Raw genomic sequence first — 19779 nt, 5'->3', positions numbered from 1 at the left:
CATGTATCAGGCCATCGTCTTCCTCCCGCTCATCGGCTTTCTGATCGCCGGCCTGTTCGGGCGCATCCTGGGGCCGCGTCCGTCCGAGCTCGTGACGACCGCGCTGCTGTTCATCGCCTGCCTGCTGTCCTGGATCGCATTCGTGCGCGTGGGCTTCGGCGGCGCCGATACCCGCGTCCAGCTCATGCAGTGGATCTATGTGGGCGATCTGAAGATCGACTGGGCGCTGCGCATCGACACCATGACGGTCATCATGCTGATCGTGGTGACGACCGTGTCGTCGCTCGTGCATCTCTATTCCATCGGCTACATGCACGAGGATCCGAGCCGCCAGCGCTTCTTCGCCTATCTGTCGCTGTTCACCTTCGCCATGCTGATGCTGGTGACCGCCGACAATCTGGTGCAGCTGTTCTTCGGCTGGGAAGGCGTGGGTCTGGCCTCCTATCTGCTGATCGGCTTCTGGTATGAGAAGCCATCGGCCAACGCCGCCGCCATGAAGGCATTCGTGGTCAACCGCGTCGGCGACTTCGGCTTCATGCTGGGCATCTTCGCCGTGTTCGTGATGACCGGCGCGGTGAATTTCGACACAGTGTTCGCCCAGGCCCCGAGCCTGGCCGGCAAGACCATCAACTTCCTTGGCCACCATTGGGATGCGCCGACGGTGATCGCGCTGCTGCTGTTCATCGGCGCCATGGGCAAGTCGGCGCAGTTCCTGCTGCACACCTGGCTGCCGGACGCCATGGAAGGCCCGACCCCGGTGTCGGCCCTGATCCATGCGGCCACCATGGTGACCGCCGGCGTGTTCATGGTGGCGCGTATGTCGCCGCTGTTCGAACTGTCGCCCACCGCTCTCGACGTGGTGACCATCGTCGGTGCCACCACCGCCATGTTCGCGGCGACCATCGCCTTGGTGCAGAACGACATCAAGAAGGTGATCGCTTATTCCACCTGCTCGCAACTGGGCTACATGTTCGTGGCCATGGGCTCGGGCGCCTATTCCATCGGCATGTTCCATCTGCTGACGCACGCCTTCTTCAAGGCGCTGCTGTTCCTCGGCGCCGGCTCGGTCATCCATGCGATGCACCACGAGCAGGACATGCGGCACATGGGCGGGCTCTATAAGAAGATCCCCTTCACCTATGGCGCCATGATGATCGGCACCCTGGCCATCACCGGCTTCCCCTTCCTGGCGGGCTATTATTCCAAGGATGCGATCATCGAGGCGGCCTATGCCAGCCACTCGCACTTCTCGGTCTATGCCTATTGGATGACCGTGCTGGCGGCGGGCCTGACCTCCTTCTACAGCTGGCGTCTGGTGTTCCTGACCTTCCATGGCCATGCCCATGACCACCACCACTATGAGGCGGCGCATGAATCGCCGCTGGTGATGACCATTCCCCTGGCGGTGCTCAGCTTCGGCGCGGTGTTCGCGGGCATGGCCTTCTACGGCATCTTCGTCGGCCACGGGGTTGAGGAGTTCTTCCGCCACTCCATCTTCATGGGCAAGGAGAACCACATTCTCCACGCCATGCATGAGATCCCCGGCTGGGCGGCCTATGCGGCCACCGGCATGATGGCGCTGGGGTTCCTGGTGGCCTACTGGTTCTACGTGGTGGACCGCACCGTGCCGGTGCGCCTCGCCCAGAGCCAGGATGCGCTGTACCAGTTCCTGCTCAACAAGTGGTACTTCGACGAAATCTACAACTTCCTGTTCGTGCGCCCCGCTCTGTGGGTGGGCCGCACGCTGTGGAAGAAGGGTGACGGCATGCTCATCGACGGCTTCGGCCCCGACGGCGTCTCCGCCCGCGTGCTGGACGTGACGGGACAGGTCGTCCGTCTGCAGACCGGCTACCTCTATCATTATGCCTTCGTGATGCTGGTGGGCGTTGCCGCCTTCATCACTTGGTTCATGTTCGCCGGAGTGTGACGATGTCCGACTGGCCGATCCTCTCCGTCGTCACCTTCCTGCCCCTGGTGGGGGCGCTCTTCATCTTCGTCGTGCGCGGCGAGGATGAAGTGGCGGCGCGCAATGCCCGCTGGGTGGCGTTGTGGACCACGCTCGTCACCTTCGTGGTGTCGCTGCTGCTGCTGCCGGGCTTTGATGCCGCGGCGCCGGGCTTCCAGTTCGTGGAAAAGAAGCCCTGGCTGGGCGAGATTGCCGCCTACCACATGGGCGTCGACGGCATCTCGCTGCCGTTCGTGATCCTGACCACCTTCCTCATGCCCTTCTGCATCCTGGCCAGCTGGGAGAGCGTGAAGAAGCGGGTGAAGGAGTACATGATCTGCTTCCTGGTGCTTGAGACCCTGATGGTCGGCACCTTCTGCGCGCTCGATCTGGTGCTGTTCTACTTCTTCTTCGAAGCGGCCCTGATCCCGATGTTCCTGATCATCGGCGTGTGGGGTGGGGCGCGGCGCATCTATGCCTCGTTCAAATTCTTCCTCTACACCCTGCTGGGTTCGGTGCTGATGATGCTGGCCATCATGGCCATGTACTGGCAGGCCGGCACCACCGATGTGCCCACGCTGATGTCGCACGGCTTCCCGGCCGGCATGCAGACCTGGCTGTGGCTCGCCTTCTTCGCTTCGTTCGCGGTGAAGATGCCCATGTGGCCGGTGCACACCTGGTTGCCGGACGCCCACGTGGAAGCGCCCACCGCCGGCTCGGTGATCCTGGCGGGCATCCTGTTGAAGATGGGCGGCTACGGCTTCCTGCGCTACTCGCTGCCCATGTTCCCCGACGCCTCGCATCTGTTCGCGCCCATGGTGCTCACCATGTCCGTGGTGGCCATCATCTACACCTCACTGGTGGCGCTGGTGCAGCAGGACATCAAGAAGCTGATCGCCTATTCGTCCATCGCCCACATGGGCTTCGTGACCATGGGCATCTTCAGCTTCAACGAGGCTGGCCTCCAGGGCGCCATGTTCCTGATGGTCTCCCACGGCTTCGTCTCCGGCGCGCTGTTCCTCTGCGTCGGCGTGATCTACGACCGCATGCACACCCGCGAGATCTCCGCTTACGGCGGCCTCGTGAAGCGCATGCCGCTCTACGCCACGGCGCTGATGATCTTCACCATGGCCAATGTGGGCCTGCCCGGCACCTCCGGCTTCGTGGGCGAGTTCCTCACCATGCTGGCGGCGTTCGAGCGCAACACCTGGGTGGCCTTCTTCGCCGCCACCGGCGTGATCCTCTCGGCGGCCTATGCTTTGTGGCTCTACTGGCGGGTGATCTTCGGCCCGCTGGAGAAGGAAAACCTGTCCAAGATGCTCGATCTGTCCCCGCGGGAGATCGGCATCATGGTTCCGCTCGTGGTGCTCACCATCCTGTTCGGCTTCTGGCCGGCGCCGGTGCTGGACATGACGTCCCACGCGGTGAACTTCGTCGTCGCCCGTACCGAGACAGCCGCTAGCGCCGCGAAGACCGCTGCGCTGCTGCTCAGCCACTGATCCGAGGTCGTCCGATGCCCTCCGTCCTGCCGCCGCTCGGCGCGGTCCTTCCGGAACTGCTGCTCGCGCTTTCCGCCATCGTGCTGATCCTGATCGGCGCGTTCCAAGGCGAGAAGTCCGCCAATCTGGTGAATGGCCTTGCCATCGCCGCTCTGGTGGCCGCGGGCGTTCTCGTGCTGCTGCAGCCGGGGGTGACGATTTCCGGCTTCCACGGCTCGATGCTGATCGATCCGTTCTCGCGCTTCATGAAGTCGGTGGCGCTGCTGGGTGCCGCGGTCTCGCTGATCATGTCCGTGGACTGGCTGAACCGGGCGCAGCAGGCGCGGTTCGAATATGCGGTGCTGGTGGTGCTGGCCTCGCTGGGCATCTGCATCCTGATTTCCGCCGGCGATCTGATCGCGCTCTACCTCGGCCTCGAACTGATGAGCCTGGCGCTCTATGTGGTGGCGGCCATCAACCGGGATTCGGTGCGCTCCACCGAGGCGGGCCTGAAGTATTTCGTGCTGGGCGCGCTCTCCTCCGGCATGCTGCTCTATGGCGCCTCGCTGATCTATGGCTTCACCGGCTCGGTGAATTTCTTCGAAATCGCCAAGGTGGCCACGGCGCCCAGCCTCGGGCTGGTGTTCGGCATCGTGTTCCTGTTTGCCGGCCTGTGCTTCAAGGTCTCTGCCGTGCCGTTCCACATGTGGACGCCGGATGTGTATGAGGGCGCCCCGACCCCGGTCACGGCCTTCTTCGCCACTGCCCCCAAGGTGGCAGCCATGGCAGTGTTCATCCGCGTCGCCATCGAGGCGCTGCCGCACGTGACCCATGCCTGGCAGCAGATCGTCACCTTCGTCGCCATCGCCTCCATGGTGCTGGGTGCGTTCGCCGCCATCGGCCAGCGCAACATCAAGCGCATGCTGGCCTATTCCTCCATCGGCCACATGGGCTTCGCGCTGGTGGGCCTGGCGGCGGCGACCCCCCAGGGCGTGCGTGGCGTGCTTTTGTACATGGCCATCTATGTGGTGATGACGCTGGGCTCCTTCACCTGCGTGCTCGCCATGCGCCGGGACGGCCGGGCTGTGGAAACCGTGGACGATCTGGCGGGTCTCGCCCGCACCAAGCCGTTGATGGCGCTGATGCTGGCGGGCCTGATGTTCTCGCTGGCGGGCATTCCGCCGCTGGCGGGCTTCCTGGCGAAGTACTATGTGTTCCTCGCAGCCATCCAGGCCGGCCTCTATTGGCTGGCGGTGATCGGGGTGGTCGCGTCCGTGGTCGGCGCGTATTACTATCTGCGCGTGGTCAAGATCATGTACTTTGACGAACCGGCCGAGGCGTTCGATGCCATGCCCGGCGAACTGAAGGCGGTGCTGGGCGTCTCGGGCCTGTTCACCATCTTCTTCTTCATCTATCCGGCTCCTCTTATCGAGGCAGCGGGCGCTGCGGCGCGCGCGCTTTTCTGAACGATGGCGGCACCCAGGTTTCAAAGTTCGACCATACCCATCATCCGCTTCACGGAGATCGGTTCCACCAATGCGGAGGGACTGGCTCGCCTCGGACGAGGCGAAGCCATGCCCGCTTGGCTGGTGGCGGATATCCAGACCGCAGGCCGCGGCCGCCGCGGCCGGCCCTGGACCAGCGAACTGGGAAACCTGTTTGCCACCCTGGTACTGCCCAATCCGGCGCCGGTGGCCAATCTGGCGCAATTGTGCTTCGTCGCCGGGCTGGCCCTGCGCGATGCGGTGGTGGCGGCGGCTCCCCTGCTTTCCGTCGACGGCCTGCGCCTGAAATGGCCCAATGACCTGATGCTGGATGGCGGCAAGCTGGCGGGCATCCTGGTGGAGGGCTCCAGCGATGCCTCCGGCCGCTCCGCGGCGGTGATCGGCTTCGGCGTGAATTGCCTGCACCATCCCGAAGATCTGCCCTACCGCGCCACCAGCCTGGAGGAGGCCGGCGCCCCCACCGCGCCGGATCGGCTGCTGGAGGCGCTGGATCTGGCCATGGCGGTGCGGCTGAACCAATGGAACGGCGGCAACGGTTTTGCGTCCGTGCGCACCGACTGGATGCGCCATGCGCTGGCCATTGGTGATACGGTCAGCGTGAAGATCGGCGACCGCGAGGTCACCGGACGATTTGAAAGCATCGATAACCGTGGCGCCATGATGCTGCGCCGCCGCGACGGAGTCGCGGAGATCGTGACAGCGGGCGATGTATCGCTCCAAACGAAAGTGGATTGAAAGATATAATGGCTGATACCAGCGAGCTCGTCTTCGCACCCCTCGGAGGGGTGGGCGAGATCGGCATGAATCTCGGCCTCTACGGCATTGGTTCCCGCCGCCAGCGCACCTGGCTCATGGTCGATCTCGGCATGAGCTTCGCAGGAGATGAGGCGCCCGGCGTCGATCTCGTGCTCCCCGACATCCGCTTCCTGGAAAGCGTCAAGGACAAGATCGCCGGTCTGATCCTCACCCATGGTCATGAAGACCATGTGGGGGCGCTGCTGGACCTGTGGCCCAAGCTGAAGTGCCCGATCTACACCACGCGCTTCACCGCCGCGCTGCTGGAGGCCAAGCGCCTGCAGGAGCCCGGCGCGCCGAAGATCCCGATCACCGTGGTGAAGTCCCTGACGCAGGTGGACATCGGGCCGTTCCAGGTGGAATTCATCCCCGTCGCCCATTCCATTCCCGACAGCCATGCCATCGCCATCCGCACCTCCGCGGGCCTGGTGCTGCATACCGGCGACTGGAAGCTGGATCCGACACCGGTGGTCGGCCACGTCACCGATGAGGCCCGCTTGCGCGCCCTCGGCGACGAGGGCGTGCGGGCGATGATCTGCGATTCCACCAATGCCATTCGCGACGGCGTCTCGCCCTCCGAAGCGGACGTGGCGGAGACGCTCAAGGACGTGGTGGCCAAGGCGCGCCATCGCATCGCCTTCACCACGTTCTCGTCCAACGTGGCGCGGGTGCGCTCCATCGCCGAAGCCGCCTATGCCAATGGCCGCGAAGTGGTGGTGGTGGGCCGGGCCATGGACCGCGTCATCGGCGTCGCCCGCGAGCAGGGCCTGCTAGACGGCCTGCCGCCGTTCCGCGGCTCCGAGGCGTTCGGCTTCCTGCCGCGCGAAAAGGTGGTGGCCATCGTCACCGGCAGCCAGGGCGAGCCGCGCGCCGCGCTGCGCCGCATCGCCGAGGACGACCATCCCGAGATCGCTTTGTCCAGCGGCGACATGGTGGTGTTCTCCTCCCGCACCATTCCCGGCAATGAGCGGGTGGTGGGGCAGGTGATCAACGGCCTGGTGAAGCGCGGCATCAAGGTGATGACCGATCGCGACGCTCTGGTGCACGTCTCCGGCCATCCGCGCCGGGGCGAATTGCAGCAGATGTACAGCTGGGTGCGCCCGCAGGTCTCGGTGCCGGTGCATGGCGAAGCCCTGCATCTGTTCGAGCACGCCGCTTTGGCGCGTGGCATGGGCGTACCGGAAATCGTGAACTGCTTCGACGGCCACGTCATCCGACTGGCGCCCGGTCCGGCGGAGCGGGTGGACGATATTCCGTTCGGCCGCCTCTATAAGGACGGCCGCCTGCTGATCCCCGATACCGCCCGGACCATTCCCGAGCGCAAGCGGCTCGGCTTTGTCGGCGTGGTGTCGGTGGCGCTGGCCGTGGATCGCGGCGGCAATCTGGTGGGCGATCCGTCGGTGGAGATCACCGGCGTTCCCGAGCGGGGCGAGGGCGGGATCGACATGCTCGACCAGGTGCTCGATACCGTGGTGACCACCATGGAAAACCTGCCCAAGGCCCGCCGTCGTGATGCGGATGCGCTCTCCGACACGCTGGAGCGGGCGGTGCGCGGCACTGTGAACGCGGCCTGGGGCAAAAAGCCCGTTTGCCACGTCCATATTGTGGAAGTTTGATGGGTGCGGGGCGCCGCTGGTTTAGCGGCGCCGCGCACGCCTGAGCGGACCCTTTTGGTTTGCAGGAGGCGTCGCCGGTTCGGCGGCGCCGTTTCTGCATCTGGAGCGGGTTTGCAGCCAGGGCGTCTCTCGGGGAGGATCCAGATGATTGGACGGCTCAACCACGTCGCCATCGCGGTCAAGGACATTGCGGCGGCCACAGCGCTCTATCGCGATACCCTGGGGGCGGAGGTCTCCGAGGCCGTGCAGCAGGTGGCGCACGGCGTGACCACCGTGTTCATCATCCTGCCCAACACCAAGATCGAGCTGCTGGAGCCGTTGGGGGAGGGTTCTCCCATTGCCAAGTTCCTGGAGCGCAATCCGGACGGCGGCATCCACCACATCTGCTATGAGGTGGATGACATATTGGTGGCGCGCGATCGGCTGAAGGCGGCGGGCGCGCGGGTGTTGGGCGATGGCGAGCCGAAGATCGGCGCCCATGGCAAGCCGGTGCTCTTCCTGCATCCCAAGGACTTCACCGGAACCCTGGTGGAACTGGAACAAGCCTGAGGACGCCGCCGTGGGTATCGGTTCGATCGTAGCGATCTATTTCATCGTCTGGTGGCTGTGCCTGTTCGCGGTGCTGCCGTTCGGCGTCCGCTCGCCCGTGGAGGCGGGAAGCCACGACGATCCGGGCCTCGACCCCGGCGCGCCGGTCCGCCCCCGGCTGGTGCGCAAGATGCTGGTGACCACGGTGATCGCCATCTTCGTCACCGCCGGCGTGCTCTATATCAGCCGTAGCGGCATCATCCGGCTGGAAGACCTGCCCATGCCGTTCAAGACCAATTACGACTGACGGCTCCCAAGGACAGCGACGTGCCGAGACCTCCGGCCGCTCCAATGCCATTTGCAGGGCGGAGGAGGGAGTCTGAAACCGTGGTTTCAGGGACGGATGTCGCGGCATCGGGCCACGGTTGCGTTGCGAAGAGTTGGTCAGTGGATCTGACCTTCTTTTTTTAATTTCCAATCCAGAAAAAAAGAAAGGCGAGACCGGATGTCTCGCCTTTTTGAATTCGCACTGTTGTTGGACGCTCGCGGGTGCCGCCGCTTGTTCCTTTGTGCTGCCGTTCCCAATGTCTCGCGCCAGTGAGGCGGTCGCCGGTCGGCCTTTATGTTACGTGAGTCCTCCCGAGACCCGGACCCTCTTCCTATGCCTTATCGGCACGAGGACGGTCCCCTTTCTTGTGGCAAACGGACCGTAGAACAAGATTCGTACGTTTGTCATCCTTGCGCCGCAATAGTTTACGTGCTGCGACGCAACACATTGGCCCCTCTGAGACCCGTGCGAAGACGTGGTCCTGGGCCCCCGCGCGGTGCTGCGGTGGGGCGGTCGCGCAGGGGATGTCGCGGTGGGCATGTCCGGGCCGGGCCGGCGGATGTTGCGGCGGGCGCCGCGATCCTCGATCACGGTCGCGATCGCCGAGATGACGCGGGCTTGTGTTTTGCCAAGGGTTCCGCTTTCTCTCACACCGAGATTTTCCGAAACGTCCAACGCCTGAGTCTATCGATGCGCTTGTCTCGCTATTTCCTGCCGACCCTTCGCGAAGTCCCGAAGGAGGCGGACATCGTCTCGCACCGCCTGATGCTGCGGGCGGGCATGATCCGGCAGGAGAGCGCCGGCATCTATGCCTGGCTGCCGCTCGGCCTGAAGGTGCTGAACAATATCTGCCGTATCATCCGCGAGGAGCAGAACCGCACCGGCGCGGTGGAACTGCTCATGCCCACCATCCAGTCGGCGGATCTGTGGCGCGAGAGCGGGCGCTATGACGATTACGGCAAGGAAATGCTGCGCATCAAGGACCGGCACGACCGGGACATGCTGTTCGGCCCGACCAATGAGGAAATGGTCACCGAGATCGTCCGGGCCTATGTGAAGTCCTACAAGAGCCTGCCGCTGAACCTCTATCACATCCAGTGGAAGTTCCGGGACGAGGTGCGCCCGCGCTTCGGCGTCTATCGCTCGCGCGAATTCCTGATGAAGGATGCCTATTCCTTCGATGTGGATGCGGAGGCGTCCCGCCATTCCTACAACAAGATGTTCGTCGCTTATCTGCGCACGTTCTCGCGGATGGGGCTGAAGGCGATTCCCATGGTGGCGGATACAGGGCCGATCGGCGGCAACCTGTCCCATGAATTCATCATCCTCGCCTCCACCGGGGAGAGCGAGGTGTTTTGCCATGGCGACTACCTGAACATGACCCCGCCGCCCGCGGACGTGAATTTCGATGATGCGGCTTCGCTGCAGTCCATCGTGGACCAGTGGACCACGCTCTATGCGGCCACTGAGGAGAAGCACGACACGGACGCCTTCGCGGCGGTGCCCGCCGATCGCCAGGTGGCGGCCCGCGGCATCGAGGTGGGCCATATCTTCTATTTTGGCACCAAATATTCCGAGCCGTTCGGCGTGAAGGTGCTCGGCCCCGACGGCGTCGAGCGGCTGGTGCACATGGGCTCCTACGGCATCGGTCCCTCGCGCCTGGTGGCGGCGATGATCGAGGCCTCCCACGACGAGAACGGAATCATCTGGCCGGACGCGGTGGCGCCGTTCCAGGTGGGGATCCTCAACCTCAAGGTGGGCGATACGGCCACCGATGCGGCCTGTGAGGAGCTCTACGCCAAGCTCACCGCCTCCGGCGTCGAGGTGCTCTATGACGACACCGACGAGCGGGCCGGCGGCAAGTTCGCCAAGGCGGATCTGATCGGCCTGCCGTGGCAGATCCTGGTGGGGCCGAAGGGCCTGGCCGACGGCAAAGTGGAACTGAAGCGGCGCGTGGACGGCTCCCGTGAGCTGGTGTCCCCGGCCGAAGCATTTGAGAGGCTCAAGGGATGACGGGAAGGCAGCGCATGGCCGCAGCCTCGGGTTCGCGCGGACCCGCGCCGGACGACGAGCCGAGCGGAACCCGGCCGTTCGCCGCCTTCGAATGGATGCTCTCAGCGCGCTACCTGCGGGCGCGGCGCAAGGAGGGCTTCATCTCAGTCATCGCGGGCTTCTCCTTCCTGGGCATCGTGCTCGGGGTGGCGACGCTGATCATCGTCATGGCGGTGATGAACGGCTTCCGGGCGGAACTGCTGGGCAAGATCCTTGGTCTCAACGGCCATATGCTGGTGCAGCCCATCGAGACCCCGCTGACCGACTATGCGGCGGTGGCCGAGCGCATCTCCAAGCTGAACGGCATCAAATTGGCGGTGCCGCTGGTGGAGGGGCAGGCGCTCGCGTCCTCGCCCTACAATGCTTCCGGCGTGCTGGTGCGCGGCCTGAGCGAGAAGGATCTGCGCGGCCTGCCGTCGGTGGCCAACACCATTCGGCAGGGGACGCTGGAGGGCTTCGACCAGGGGCAGGGGCTGGCCATCGGCAAGCGCCTCGCCGATCAATTGTCCCTGCGCGCGGGCGACAACATCACCTTGGTGGCCCCGCGCGGGGCGGTGACCCCTATGGGGACGTCACCGCGCATAAAAGTCTACAAGATCGCGGCGGTGTTCGAGATCGGCATGTCCGAGTATGACGGCGCCTTCGTCTTCATGCCGCTGCCGGAGGCGCAGGCCTATTTCAACCGCGCCAATGACGTGAATGCCATCGAGGTCTATATCGACAAGCCCGATGACGTGGGCATTCTGCGCGGCGCGGTGCAGGCGGCGGCGGAGCGGCCGGTCTATATCGTCGATTGGCGGCAGCGCAACGCCACCTTCTTCAACGCGCTACAGGTGGAGCGCAACGTGATGTTCCTCATCCTCACCCTGATCGTGCTGGTGGCGGCGCTCAACATCGTCTCCGGCCTGATCATGCTGGTGAAGGACAAGGGCCACGACATCGCCGTGCTGCGCACCATGGGTGCGACGCAGGGCGCGGTCATGCGCATCTTCCTCATCACCGGCGCCAGCATCGGCGTGGTTGGCACCCTGGTGGGCCTGCTGCTGGGGGTGCTGGTGTGCCTCAATGTGGAAGAGATCCGCCAGTTCATCTCCTGGATGACCCGCACGGAATTGTTCTCGCCCGAGCTGTATTATCTGAGCCGGCTGCCGGCGAAGATGGATTTCGGCGAGACGGCCTCGGTGGTGATCATGGCCCTGGTGCTGTCGCTGTTCGCGACCCTCTATCCCTCCTGGCGGGCGGCCCGGCTCGATCCGGTGGAAGCCCTGAGATACGAATGATGCCCGCTCCCGCGAGCCCCCCCGCCATTGCCCTGGTTCAGGTGTCCCGCCGCTATTCCGAAGGGGAGGGCGCCATCGAAGTGCTGCGCGACGCCAATCTGGTGGTGGAGCCCGGCCAGTCGGTGGCGCTGGTCGCCCCGTCGGGCACCGGCAAGTCCACCTTGCTGCATCTGGCCGGGCTGCTGGAGCACCCCGACGACGGTGAGGTCTATGTGGATGGCGAGCCCACCTCCAAGCTGCCGGACCGGGAGCGCACCCGGCTGCGGCGGAACCATGTGGGGTTCGTCTATCAATTCCATCACCTCCTGCCGGAACTGAGCGCGCTGGAGAATGTGATGATGCCGCAGATGATCCGCGGCCTGTCCAAGAAGGATGCGGCGGTGCGGGCGGGCGAATTGCTGGGCTATCTGGGCCTGGGCAAGCGCCTCAAGCATCGCCCTTCGGAACTCTCCGGCGGCGAGCAGCAGCGGGTCGCCATTGCCCGCGCCTTGGCCAATGCGCCGCGTCTGGTGCTGGCGGACGAGCCCACCGGCAATCTGGACCCGAAGACCTCCGATCATGTCTTCAGTGCTTTGGCGGAATTGGTGCACGCCACCGGCGTCGCCACCATCATCGCCACCCACAATATGGAACTGGCGTCCCGCATGGACCGGCGGGTCACCCTGCGCGACGGGCAGGTGGTGGAACTGGACTGAGGGCGGCGCGCGCCCATCCGTCCGGGGCCCTCGAAGGCCGGTCTCGCCGAATCCGTTGCGCATGCGACGGGCTGGCGTGTTCCGCCATCCGACTGTGCAAATGTGCTTTTACCTCCCCCGCCGCATTGTGACGGGGTGCCTCTACGGTATCATCCGGACTTCGGTCGGGGCGTAACGGTGGGGCGCAGGCATGAGTGACGTCGGCATCGCGGCCCCGCCGGGGCGCAAATGGTTGCTCTCCGCCCATCCCGCCGGCTTCTGGTTCGTGTTCTGGGCCGAGTTCGCCGAGCGCGCCAGCTTCTACGGCATGCGCGTGCTGCTGGCGCTCTATCTGGTGGAGGTGTTCGGTTTCCAGCAGGCCGATTCCGGCTCCATCGTGCAGCTGTTCACGGCGGCCTGTTACCTGACCCCGATTCTCGGCGGCTTCATCGCCGACCATTTCCTCGGGCGCTACCGCACCATCGTCTGGTTCTGCATTCCCTATATTCTGGGCCACCTCATCCTCGGCTATTTCCGCACCGAGTTTTTCCTGTTCCTGGCGCTGGCCCTGCTGGCGCTGGGCTCCGGGACCATCAAGCCGAACACGTCCACCTTGATGGGCATGATGTATGAGCGCCTCGGCAAGGGGCATCTGCTGGACGACGCGTTCGCTTATTATTACGCCGCCATCAACCTTGGCTCCACGGTGGCCTCGCTGTCGCTGCCTTTGGTCCAGGTCCACTATGGCTATGAGGTGGCGCTGTTCATTCCGGCGGCGCTGATTGCCGTGTCCATGATCGTGTTCGTCATGGGCCGCCATCATTTTCCAAAGGAGGCACTGCACTGGCGCAGGGAGCACAAGACCCCGGAGCGCAAGCGCGAGGAACGCGCGGTGCTGGCGCGGCTCATCGGCATTCTGGCGATGGTGGCGGTCTATTGGTACGTGGCGGACCAGTCCGGCACCACCTGGGTGTTTCTGGCCAAAAGCCACATGAACCTGGAGCTGTGGCCGTTTGGTATCTCGCTGACCGCCGCGCAGACCCAGGGCCTCAATCCGCTCATCATCATTCTGTTCACGCCCATCCTCGCCATCATCTGGCGCAAGGTGGATGTGGCCCGCGGCAAGCCGCTCATCCCCACCGACAAGATGATCATCGGCTTCGTGCTGACGGTGGCGGCGCTGATCATCATGTCCATGGCCGGGGGGCTGGCTGGCACGGGGCGGGTGTCGGTGTGGTTCCTGGTGCTGGCCACCTTCCTCATCACCTTGGGCGAACTGTGCATCTCCGTGGTGGGGCTGCAGCTCTGCTATGTGGTGGCGCCGCAATCCATGAAATCGCAGGTCACGGCGCTGTTCCTGCTGACCAGCTTCGTGGGCGATACCTTCGGCGCGGCGTTCGACCAGCTTTATGGCGTGGTCGGCAACGGCGTCTATTTCGGCATCCAGGCGCTGCTGGCCTTGGGCGCGTTGCTGGGCATGGTGTTCGTGGCCCGCAGCCTGCAGCGGCGGGAATTACGCGAGGTCAGCGCCGCGGCGAAATAGGCTCAGCCCGGCGGTCAGCGGAATGCCACCAGGATGCTCCCCGCCGCGATCAGGGCCACCCCGAGCCAGTTCTCCAGCGACAGCTTTTCGCCAAGGAACGCCACCCCGAACACCGCCACCATCACCACGCTCAGCTTGTCCACTGGGGCCACGCGGCTGGCGTCCCCCACTTGCAGGGCGCGGAAGTAGCACAGCCAGGACGCGCCGGTGGCACAGCCGGACAAGGTGAGGAACACCCAGGTCTTGGTGGTGATGCTGGAGAGCGGCTGCCAATTGCCCCCGGCGGTGACGATGCCGGTGACGATGGCCAGAATCACCACGGTGCGGATGAAGGTGGCAAAATCCGACTGGACATTGGCGACGCCGATCTTCGCCAATATGGCGGTCAGCGCCGCGAAGGCGGCAGCGCCGAAGGCCCAGAGGGTCCAAGGCTGGATGAGGGACTTCATGGCAACTCCTGCGGTGTGGGCCTGCGATGCATGCCGCAGCATGGGGTGGGACACGCGCGGACGCTACTGAAGCATCGGCACGGCACGCGCCCGGTGGGCCAACATCTCCGATCTCGCACCCGAGGCCCATGGCGTGAGGGCCAGCGACGATGGCGGACGATGTCCGCATGGGGAACATGGGCGTATCCCGGCTGCCACCCTTCCGCCGGCGGCGATTAGGGCTAATCTGGTGCCGACCTCCCGTCCGCGACCTTTGTGAGTCCATGCGCGATCCTGGCTTCGTCCACCTCCACGTCCACTCGTCCTATTCGCTGCTGGAGGGGGCCATGTCCCTGGGCAAGCTGGCGGATTTTGCCAAGGCGGACGCCCAGCCGGCTTTGGCGCTGACGGACACCGGAAATCTGTTCGGGGCGTTGGAATTCTCCGAGAAGATGTACGGTTCCGGCATCCAGCCCATCGCCGGCTGCTCGCTCGCCCTCGACCTGCCGGAGCCGCCCGGCCCGCGCGGCGCCATCGCGCCGAAGAAGCCGCGGGTGGTGCTGCTGGCGGCGCGGGAGAACGGCTGGCGCCATCTGATGACGCTGGTCTCCCGCGCCTATCTGGAAAGCCCCAATGACGAGGAACCCCGCATCACCCTGGAATGGCTCGCCGAGCTGAGCGGGGGCCTGATCGCGCTCACCGGCGGGCCGTCGGGGCCCATTGATCGCGCCCTGGCGGGCGGGCACGGGGAGCTGGCGGAGGCGCGCCTTAGCCAATTGGCCGACATTTTCGGTGACCGGCTCTATGTTGAGCTTCAGCGCCACGGCACCGACATGGAACGGCTGGCGGAGCGCGGCCTGCTAGACATGGCCTATGCCAAGGGTCTGCCGCTGGTGGCGGCCAACGAGCCCTTCTTCGGCGCCCAGAGCGACTACAATGCCCATGACGCCCTCATCAGCATCGCCGAAGGCAAGCTCCTGTCCGAGGGCGACCGCCGCCGGCTGACGCCGGAGCATCGCTTCAAGACCCGCGCCGAGATGCTGACCCTGTTCGCGGATCTGCCCGAGGCCACCGCCAACACGGTGGAGATCGCCCAGCGCTGCGCCTATCGGGTCAAGACGGTGAAGCCGATCCTACCGCGCTTCACCTCGGGGCAGGGGGGCGGCGATCCTTTGGCCGAAGAGGCGGCGGAACTGGAGCGTCAGGCCCAGGAAGGCCTGGTGGCGCGCCTCGCCAAGCATCCCCCAGCGCCGGGACTGGATACCAAGGTCTATGAGGACCGGCTCGCCTATGAGCTGTCCGTCATCACCAAGATGAAGTTCCCCGGCTACTTCCTGATCGTGTCGGACTTCATCAAATGGGCCAAGGCGCATGACATTCCCGTCGGTCCGGGCCGTGGATCGGGCGCCGGCTCGCTGGTGGCCTATTCGCTCCAGATCACCGACCTTGACCCCCTGCGCTTCGGTCTGCTGTTCGAGCGGTTCCTGAACCCGGACCGCGTGTCCATGCCCGACTTCGACGTGGACTTCTGCCAGGATCGCCGAGAAGAGGTGATCCATTATGTGCAGCAGCGCTATGGGCGCGCGCAGGTGGCGCAGATCATCACCTTCGGTACGCTCCAGGCGCGCGGCGTGCTGCGCGACGTGGGCCGCGTGCTGGAAATGCCCTATGGGCAGGTGGACAAGCTCTGCAAGCTGGTGCCGCAGAATCCGGCCGCTCCCGTCACCCTGAAGCAGGCCATCGAGGATGAGCCCCGCCTTCAGGCCGCCCGCGATCAGGAAGAGGTGGTCAAGCAGGCGTTCGACATCGCCGTGCGGCTGGAGGGGCTGAACCGCCACGCCTCCACCCACGCCGCCGGTATCGTGATCGGCGACCGGCCCTTGCATGAACTGGTGCCGCTCTATCGCGACCCCAAGTCCAACATGCCGGTCACCCAATACAATATGAAATGGGTGGAGCAGGCCGGGCTGGTGAAGTTCGACTTCCTCGGCCTGAAGACCCTGACCGTGATCGAGACCGCCGCGCGGCTGATCCGCCAGCGCGGCATCCCGCTGGATATCTCCTCCATTCCCCTCGACGATCCCAAGTCCTACGCCATGCTGGCCAAGGGCGAGACGGTGGGCGTGTTCCAGGTGGAAAGCGCGGGCATGCGCCGCGCCCTCGTGGACATGAAGGCCGACCGCGTTGAGGATCTGATCGCCCTGGTGGCGCTCTATCGCCCCGGCCCCATGGCCAACATCCCGGTCTATTGCGACTGCAAGCACGGCCGCGCCCAGCCGGACTATATCCATCCCAAGCTTGAGCCGTACCTGAAGGAAACCTTCGGCGTCATCATCTATCAGGAACAGGTGATGCAGATCGCCCAGGCGCTGGCGGGCTATTCGCTGGGCGAAGCGGATCTGTTGCGCCGCGCTATGGGCAAGAAGATCCGCGCCGAGATGGAGAAGCAGCGCGAGCGCTTCGTCTCCGGCGCCGAGGAACGCGGCGTGCCGAAGGCGCAGGCCGACACCATCTTCGATCTGCTGGCCAAGTTCGCCGACTACGGCTTCAACAAATCCCACGCGGCGGCGTATGCGCTGGTCTCCTACCAGACCGCCTGGCTGAAGGCGAACTACCCCACCGAATTCCTCGCCGCCTCCATGACGCTGGACATGGGCAATACGGACAAGCTGGCGGAATTCCGCCAGGAGGCGCAGCGGCTCGGCATCCAGGTGGTGCCGCCCAACATCAATCTCTCCACCCGCGAGTTCGCGGTGGTGGAGGGCAAGATCATCTATGCCATGGCTGCGCTCAAGGGCGTGGGCGGCCACGCGGTGGACGCCCTGGTGGGGGCGCGCGGCGACAAGCCGTTCGCGGATCTGGCGGATTTCGCCGGCCGCGTGCCGGTGAAGCTGGTGAACAAGCGCACGCTGGAAAGCCTGGCGGCGGCCGGCTGCTTCGACTGCCTGGAGCCCAACCGCGCCCGGGCGTTTGCCTCGCTCGAGTCGGTGGTGGCCCATGCCCAGCGGGTAGAGGCGGACAAGGTGTCCGGCCAGAACGACATGTTCGGTTCCGGCCCGGTGAAGACCAAGTTGCAGATCCCCGATGCCTCGCCCTGGATGCCCGCCGAGCGGCTGCAAAAGGAATATGACGCCATCGGCTTCTTCCTCACCGGCCATCCGCTGGATGACTATGCCCAGTCATTGAAGAAGATGCGGGTGCAGCCGTTCAACGATTTCTCCCGCGCGGTGCGGGCGGGAGCGGCGGCAGGGCGGCTGGCGGCCACCGTGGTGTCGAAGCAGGAGCGCCGCACCAAGTCCGGCACCCGCATGGGCATCATCGGCCTGTCCGACCCCTCCGGCCATTTCGAGGCGGTGATCTTCTCCGAGGGGCTGGCCCATTATCGCGATCTGCTGGAGCCGGGCACCCCGCTGCTGATGATGGTGGGGGCCGAACTCCAGGGCGAGGACGTGCGGGTGCGCATCCAGGCCTGCGAGCGGCTGGATGCCGCCACCGCCAGCCATCACAAGGGGCTGCGCATCTTCGTCAAATCCACCGACCCTCTGGACGGCATCACCAAGCGCCTGTCCGGCGGGCGGGGGGAGGGCGAGGTGAGTCTCATCCTGCTGATGGAAGAGGGCAAGGCGGAGGTGGAGATTCGCCTGGACGGCCGCTACCCGGTCTCGCCGCAGATCGCCGGCGCCATCAAGGCGATTCCTGGCGTGGTGGCGGTGGAAGCGGCCTGAGGCCGGGCTGGGCATGGCCTATCGGCTGCCGCCACTCAACGCGCTGCGCCTGTTCGAGGCGGCGGCCCGCCATCTGTCGTTCAAACGCGCCGCGCAGGAACTGCATCTGACGCCAAGCGCCGTGAGCCATGGCATCCAGGGGCTGGAGGCGTGGCTCGGCGTGCCATTGTTCGCGCGGAGCCACCGGCAATTGGTGTTGACGCAGGCGGGGGCCACCTACTTCCCGCGGGTGGCCCAGATCCTGAGCGACATCGCGTCGGCCACCGAATCGGTGCCCGGCCGCCGGCCGGTGGACCGGCTGCGCGTGAGTGCCGCCCCCACCTTTGGCCTGCGGTGGCTCATCCCCCATCTCGCCAGCTTTCAGGCCCGCTATCCCAGCATTGATGTCACCCTCGATACGGTCCACCGCCAAGTGGAGTTTCCCCGCGACGGCGTTGATCTTGCGATCCGCATGGGAGATGGAGCCTGGGACGGCGTCAATGCGGATCTGCTGGTGCGTCAGTGGTTGGTGCCGGTCTGCGCGCCGGAGGTTGCCGCAGGACTTTGCGGGGTGGAGGATCTGACGGGCCACACCTTGCTGCACGTGTCCGATGTCGCCGAGGACTGGGGCGCCTGGGCGGCGATGCGTGGGCTACCCGCGCCCGATCTGCAACGGGGCCTGCGCTTTGATGCCATCCATCTGGCCTGGGAGGCCGCAGCGCGGGGGCTCGGCATTGCCATTGGTCGCTTCCCCGTGGTGGAAGACGACTTGGCCGCGGGCCGGCTGGTCGCGGTCCTCGGGCCGCCGGTGGAGGCGCAAACGGCCTATTGGCTGCTGACCGACCGTGCCGCCCTACGCCGGCCGGAAGTGGCCGCCTTCCGGAGCTGGCTGCGGAGTGAACTTGCCGCCCCGCGGCCAGGCACGGATGCTCAGCGTCCCAGATAGTGGGGCTCGCGCCGCTCGATCCAGGCGTCGAGGCCCTCGCGCAGGTCATGGGTCGGCACCATGCGGGCGAACTGTTCGCTTTCCACCTGCAAGCCCTCGCCAATGGATTGATTGATGCCGCGGGTGACCGCTGTCAGGACGCTTGTGACGGCCACGGGTGAGTGCCGCATGATGCGCTGGGCCAGCGCCCGTGCCGCTGGAATCAGTTCGGCCGGCGGCACGATCTGGTTGATCAGGCCGAGGTCGAGGGCGTGCTCGGGCGAGAAGCTGTCGCCGGTGAGCAGCAGTTCCAGCGCGCGCTTGCGGCCGGCAAGGCGCGGCAGGCGCTGGGTTCCGCCGAAGGTCGGCGGCATGCCGAGCTTGATCTCGGGCTTGGCAAACAGCGCCGTTTCGCTGGCGATGGCCAGCGGCGCCGCCTCGGTGATTTCGCAGCCGCCGCCGAAGGCGATTCCGTTGACCGCGGCGATGATCGGCTTGGGAAAGGCCTCGATGCGCGAGGTCAAGGCCTGGCCACGCCGAACGAAGTCCCGCGTCGCACCCAGCGGGCCGAGACGCACGCTGCGGGAAAACTGATGGATGTCGCCGCCGGCGGAGAAGGCTTTGTCGCCGGCGCCGGTGAGAATAACCGCTTGCACCGACTCATCCGTCTCAAGCGCATCGAGGAAGGACAGCAGCGCATCGGCGAGGGCATAGTCGATGGCGTTGAGCTTCTGCGGTCGGTTGAGGGTGAGGGTGGCGATGCCCTCGCTGATCTGGCAGAGGACGGGATCAAACATGTCGGCTCCTTGGGTTTCGGCTGGCTTCATCCCAAAGCTGGCCCCTCCCGGCGGCCTCCGGCAAACGCGAAAAACCCACCCACAGGTGAGTAAAGCTCACGTATCTGGTGGATCGCAGGGGAGAGCGGACGGCGAAAATCCGCTGCGCCCTTGCCCTTTGGCCGTCCTTCGCCTATAAGCC

Annotated in this window: 15 protein-coding genes; 13 read left to right on the top strand and 2 right to left on the bottom strand. The window is 65.5% G+C overall.

Annotated features, from left to right (window positions below; all coding sequences use genetic code 11):
• Position 1: 1 nt before the first annotated feature.
• From nuoL to AAG816_RS04945, 11 genes are all read left to right on the top strand, one after another.
• The gene (nuoL, locus tag AAG816_RS04995; RefSeq protein ID WP_341988435.1) at positions 2-1927 is read left to right on the top strand and encodes an NADH-quinone oxidoreductase subunit L; all 1926 of its coding nucleotides are present in this window, start codon (positions 2-4) and stop codon (positions 1925-1927) included.
• A 2-nt stretch (positions 1928-1929) separates the two neighbouring features.
• On the top strand, positions 1930-3444 hold the full coding sequence (locus AAG816_RS04990) for an NADH-quinone oxidoreductase subunit M (RefSeq protein ID WP_341988434.1): 1515 nt from the start codon (positions 1930-1932) through the stop codon (positions 3442-3444).
• Positions 3445-3458: 14 nt separating this feature from the next.
• Positions 3459-4889, top strand: a complete 1431-nt coding sequence (nuoN, locus tag AAG816_RS04985) for an NADH-quinone oxidoreductase subunit NuoN (RefSeq protein ID WP_341988433.1) — start codon at positions 3459-3461, stop codon at positions 4887-4889.
• A gap of 3 nt (positions 4890-4892) precedes the next feature.
• A complete protein-coding gene (locus AAG816_RS04980; RefSeq protein WP_341988432.1) occupies positions 4893-5663 on the top strand; it encodes a biotin--[acetyl-CoA-carboxylase] ligase in 771 nt (256 codons plus the stop codon).
• An 8-nt stretch (positions 5664-5671) separates the two neighbouring features.
• Complete coding sequence (locus tag AAG816_RS04975) at positions 5672-7339, top strand: ribonuclease J (RefSeq protein ID WP_341988431.1); 1668 nt, start codon at positions 5672-5674, stop codon at positions 7337-7339.
• A 144-nt stretch (positions 7340-7483) separates the two neighbouring features.
• Positions 7484-7888, top strand: a complete 405-nt coding sequence (gene mce / locus AAG816_RS04970; RefSeq protein ID WP_341988430.1) for a methylmalonyl-CoA epimerase — start codon at positions 7484-7486, stop codon at positions 7886-7888.
• A 10-nt stretch (positions 7889-7898) separates the two neighbouring features.
• The gene (locus AAG816_RS04965) at positions 7899-8174 is read left to right on the top strand and encodes a DUF1467 family protein (protein WP_341988429.1); all 276 of its coding nucleotides are present in this window, start codon (positions 7899-7901) and stop codon (positions 8172-8174) included.
• Positions 8175-8885: 711 nt separating this feature from the next.
• Positions 8886-10208 (top strand): proline--tRNA ligase, encoded by a 1323-nt coding sequence (gene proS / locus AAG816_RS04960; RefSeq protein ID WP_341988428.1) that lies wholly within the window; start codon positions 8886-8888, stop codon positions 10206-10208.
• Between the two features lie 14 nt (positions 10209-10222).
• A complete protein-coding gene (locus AAG816_RS04955) occupies positions 10223-11527 on the top strand; it encodes a lipoprotein-releasing ABC transporter permease subunit (protein WP_341988427.1) in 1305 nt (434 codons plus the stop codon).
• Positions 11524-12222, top strand: coding sequence for an ABC transporter ATP-binding protein (locus tag AAG816_RS04950; RefSeq protein WP_341988426.1), 699 nt, complete (start codon positions 11524-11526; stop codon positions 12220-12222). The genes AAG816_RS04955 and AAG816_RS04950 overlap by 4 nt, the downstream gene beginning before the upstream one ends.
• A gap of 190 nt (positions 12223-12412) precedes the next feature.
• On the top strand, positions 12413-13744 hold the full coding sequence (locus AAG816_RS04945; protein ID WP_341988425.1) for a peptide MFS transporter: 1332 nt from the start codon (positions 12413-12415) through the stop codon (positions 13742-13744).
• Positions 13745-13758: 14 nt separating this feature from the next.
• Here AAG816_RS04945 and AAG816_RS04940 read toward each other — a convergent pair whose 3' ends face one another.
• The gene (locus tag AAG816_RS04940) at positions 13759-14193 is read right to left on the bottom strand and encodes an EamA family transporter (RefSeq protein WP_341988424.1); all 435 of its coding nucleotides are present in this window, start codon (positions 14191-14193) and stop codon (positions 13759-13761) included.
• A gap of 263 nt (positions 14194-14456) precedes the next feature.
• On the opposite strand from AAG816_RS04940, the gene dnaE reads away from it, so the two are divergent.
• Complete coding sequence (gene dnaE / locus AAG816_RS04935; RefSeq protein ID WP_341988423.1) at positions 14457-17897, top strand: DNA polymerase III subunit alpha; 3441 nt, start codon at positions 14457-14459, stop codon at positions 17895-17897.
• A 13-nt stretch (positions 17898-17910) separates the two neighbouring features.
• On the top strand, positions 17911-18822 hold the full coding sequence (gene gcvA / locus AAG816_RS04930; RefSeq protein ID WP_341988422.1) for a transcriptional regulator GcvA: 912 nt from the start codon (positions 17911-17913) through the stop codon (positions 18820-18822).
• Here gcvA and AAG816_RS04925 read toward each other — a convergent pair.
• Complete coding sequence (locus AAG816_RS04925) at positions 18807-19598, bottom strand: crotonase/enoyl-CoA hydratase family protein (RefSeq protein WP_341988421.1); 792 nt, start codon at positions 19596-19598, stop codon at positions 18807-18809. The two genes, gcvA and AAG816_RS04925, sit on opposite strands and share 16 nt — an antisense overlap.
• Between the last annotated feature and the right edge of the window lie 181 nt (positions 19599-19779).

This window comes from Azorhizobium sp. AG788, from assembly GCF_943371865.1.
In the GTDB taxonomy this organism is placed as follows: Bacteria; Pseudomonadota; Alphaproteobacteria; order Rhizobiales; family Xanthobacteraceae; genus Azorhizobium.
The sequence above is the reverse complement of the archived record's forward strand: the minus strand, read 5'-3'. Positions and strand labels throughout refer to the sequence as shown.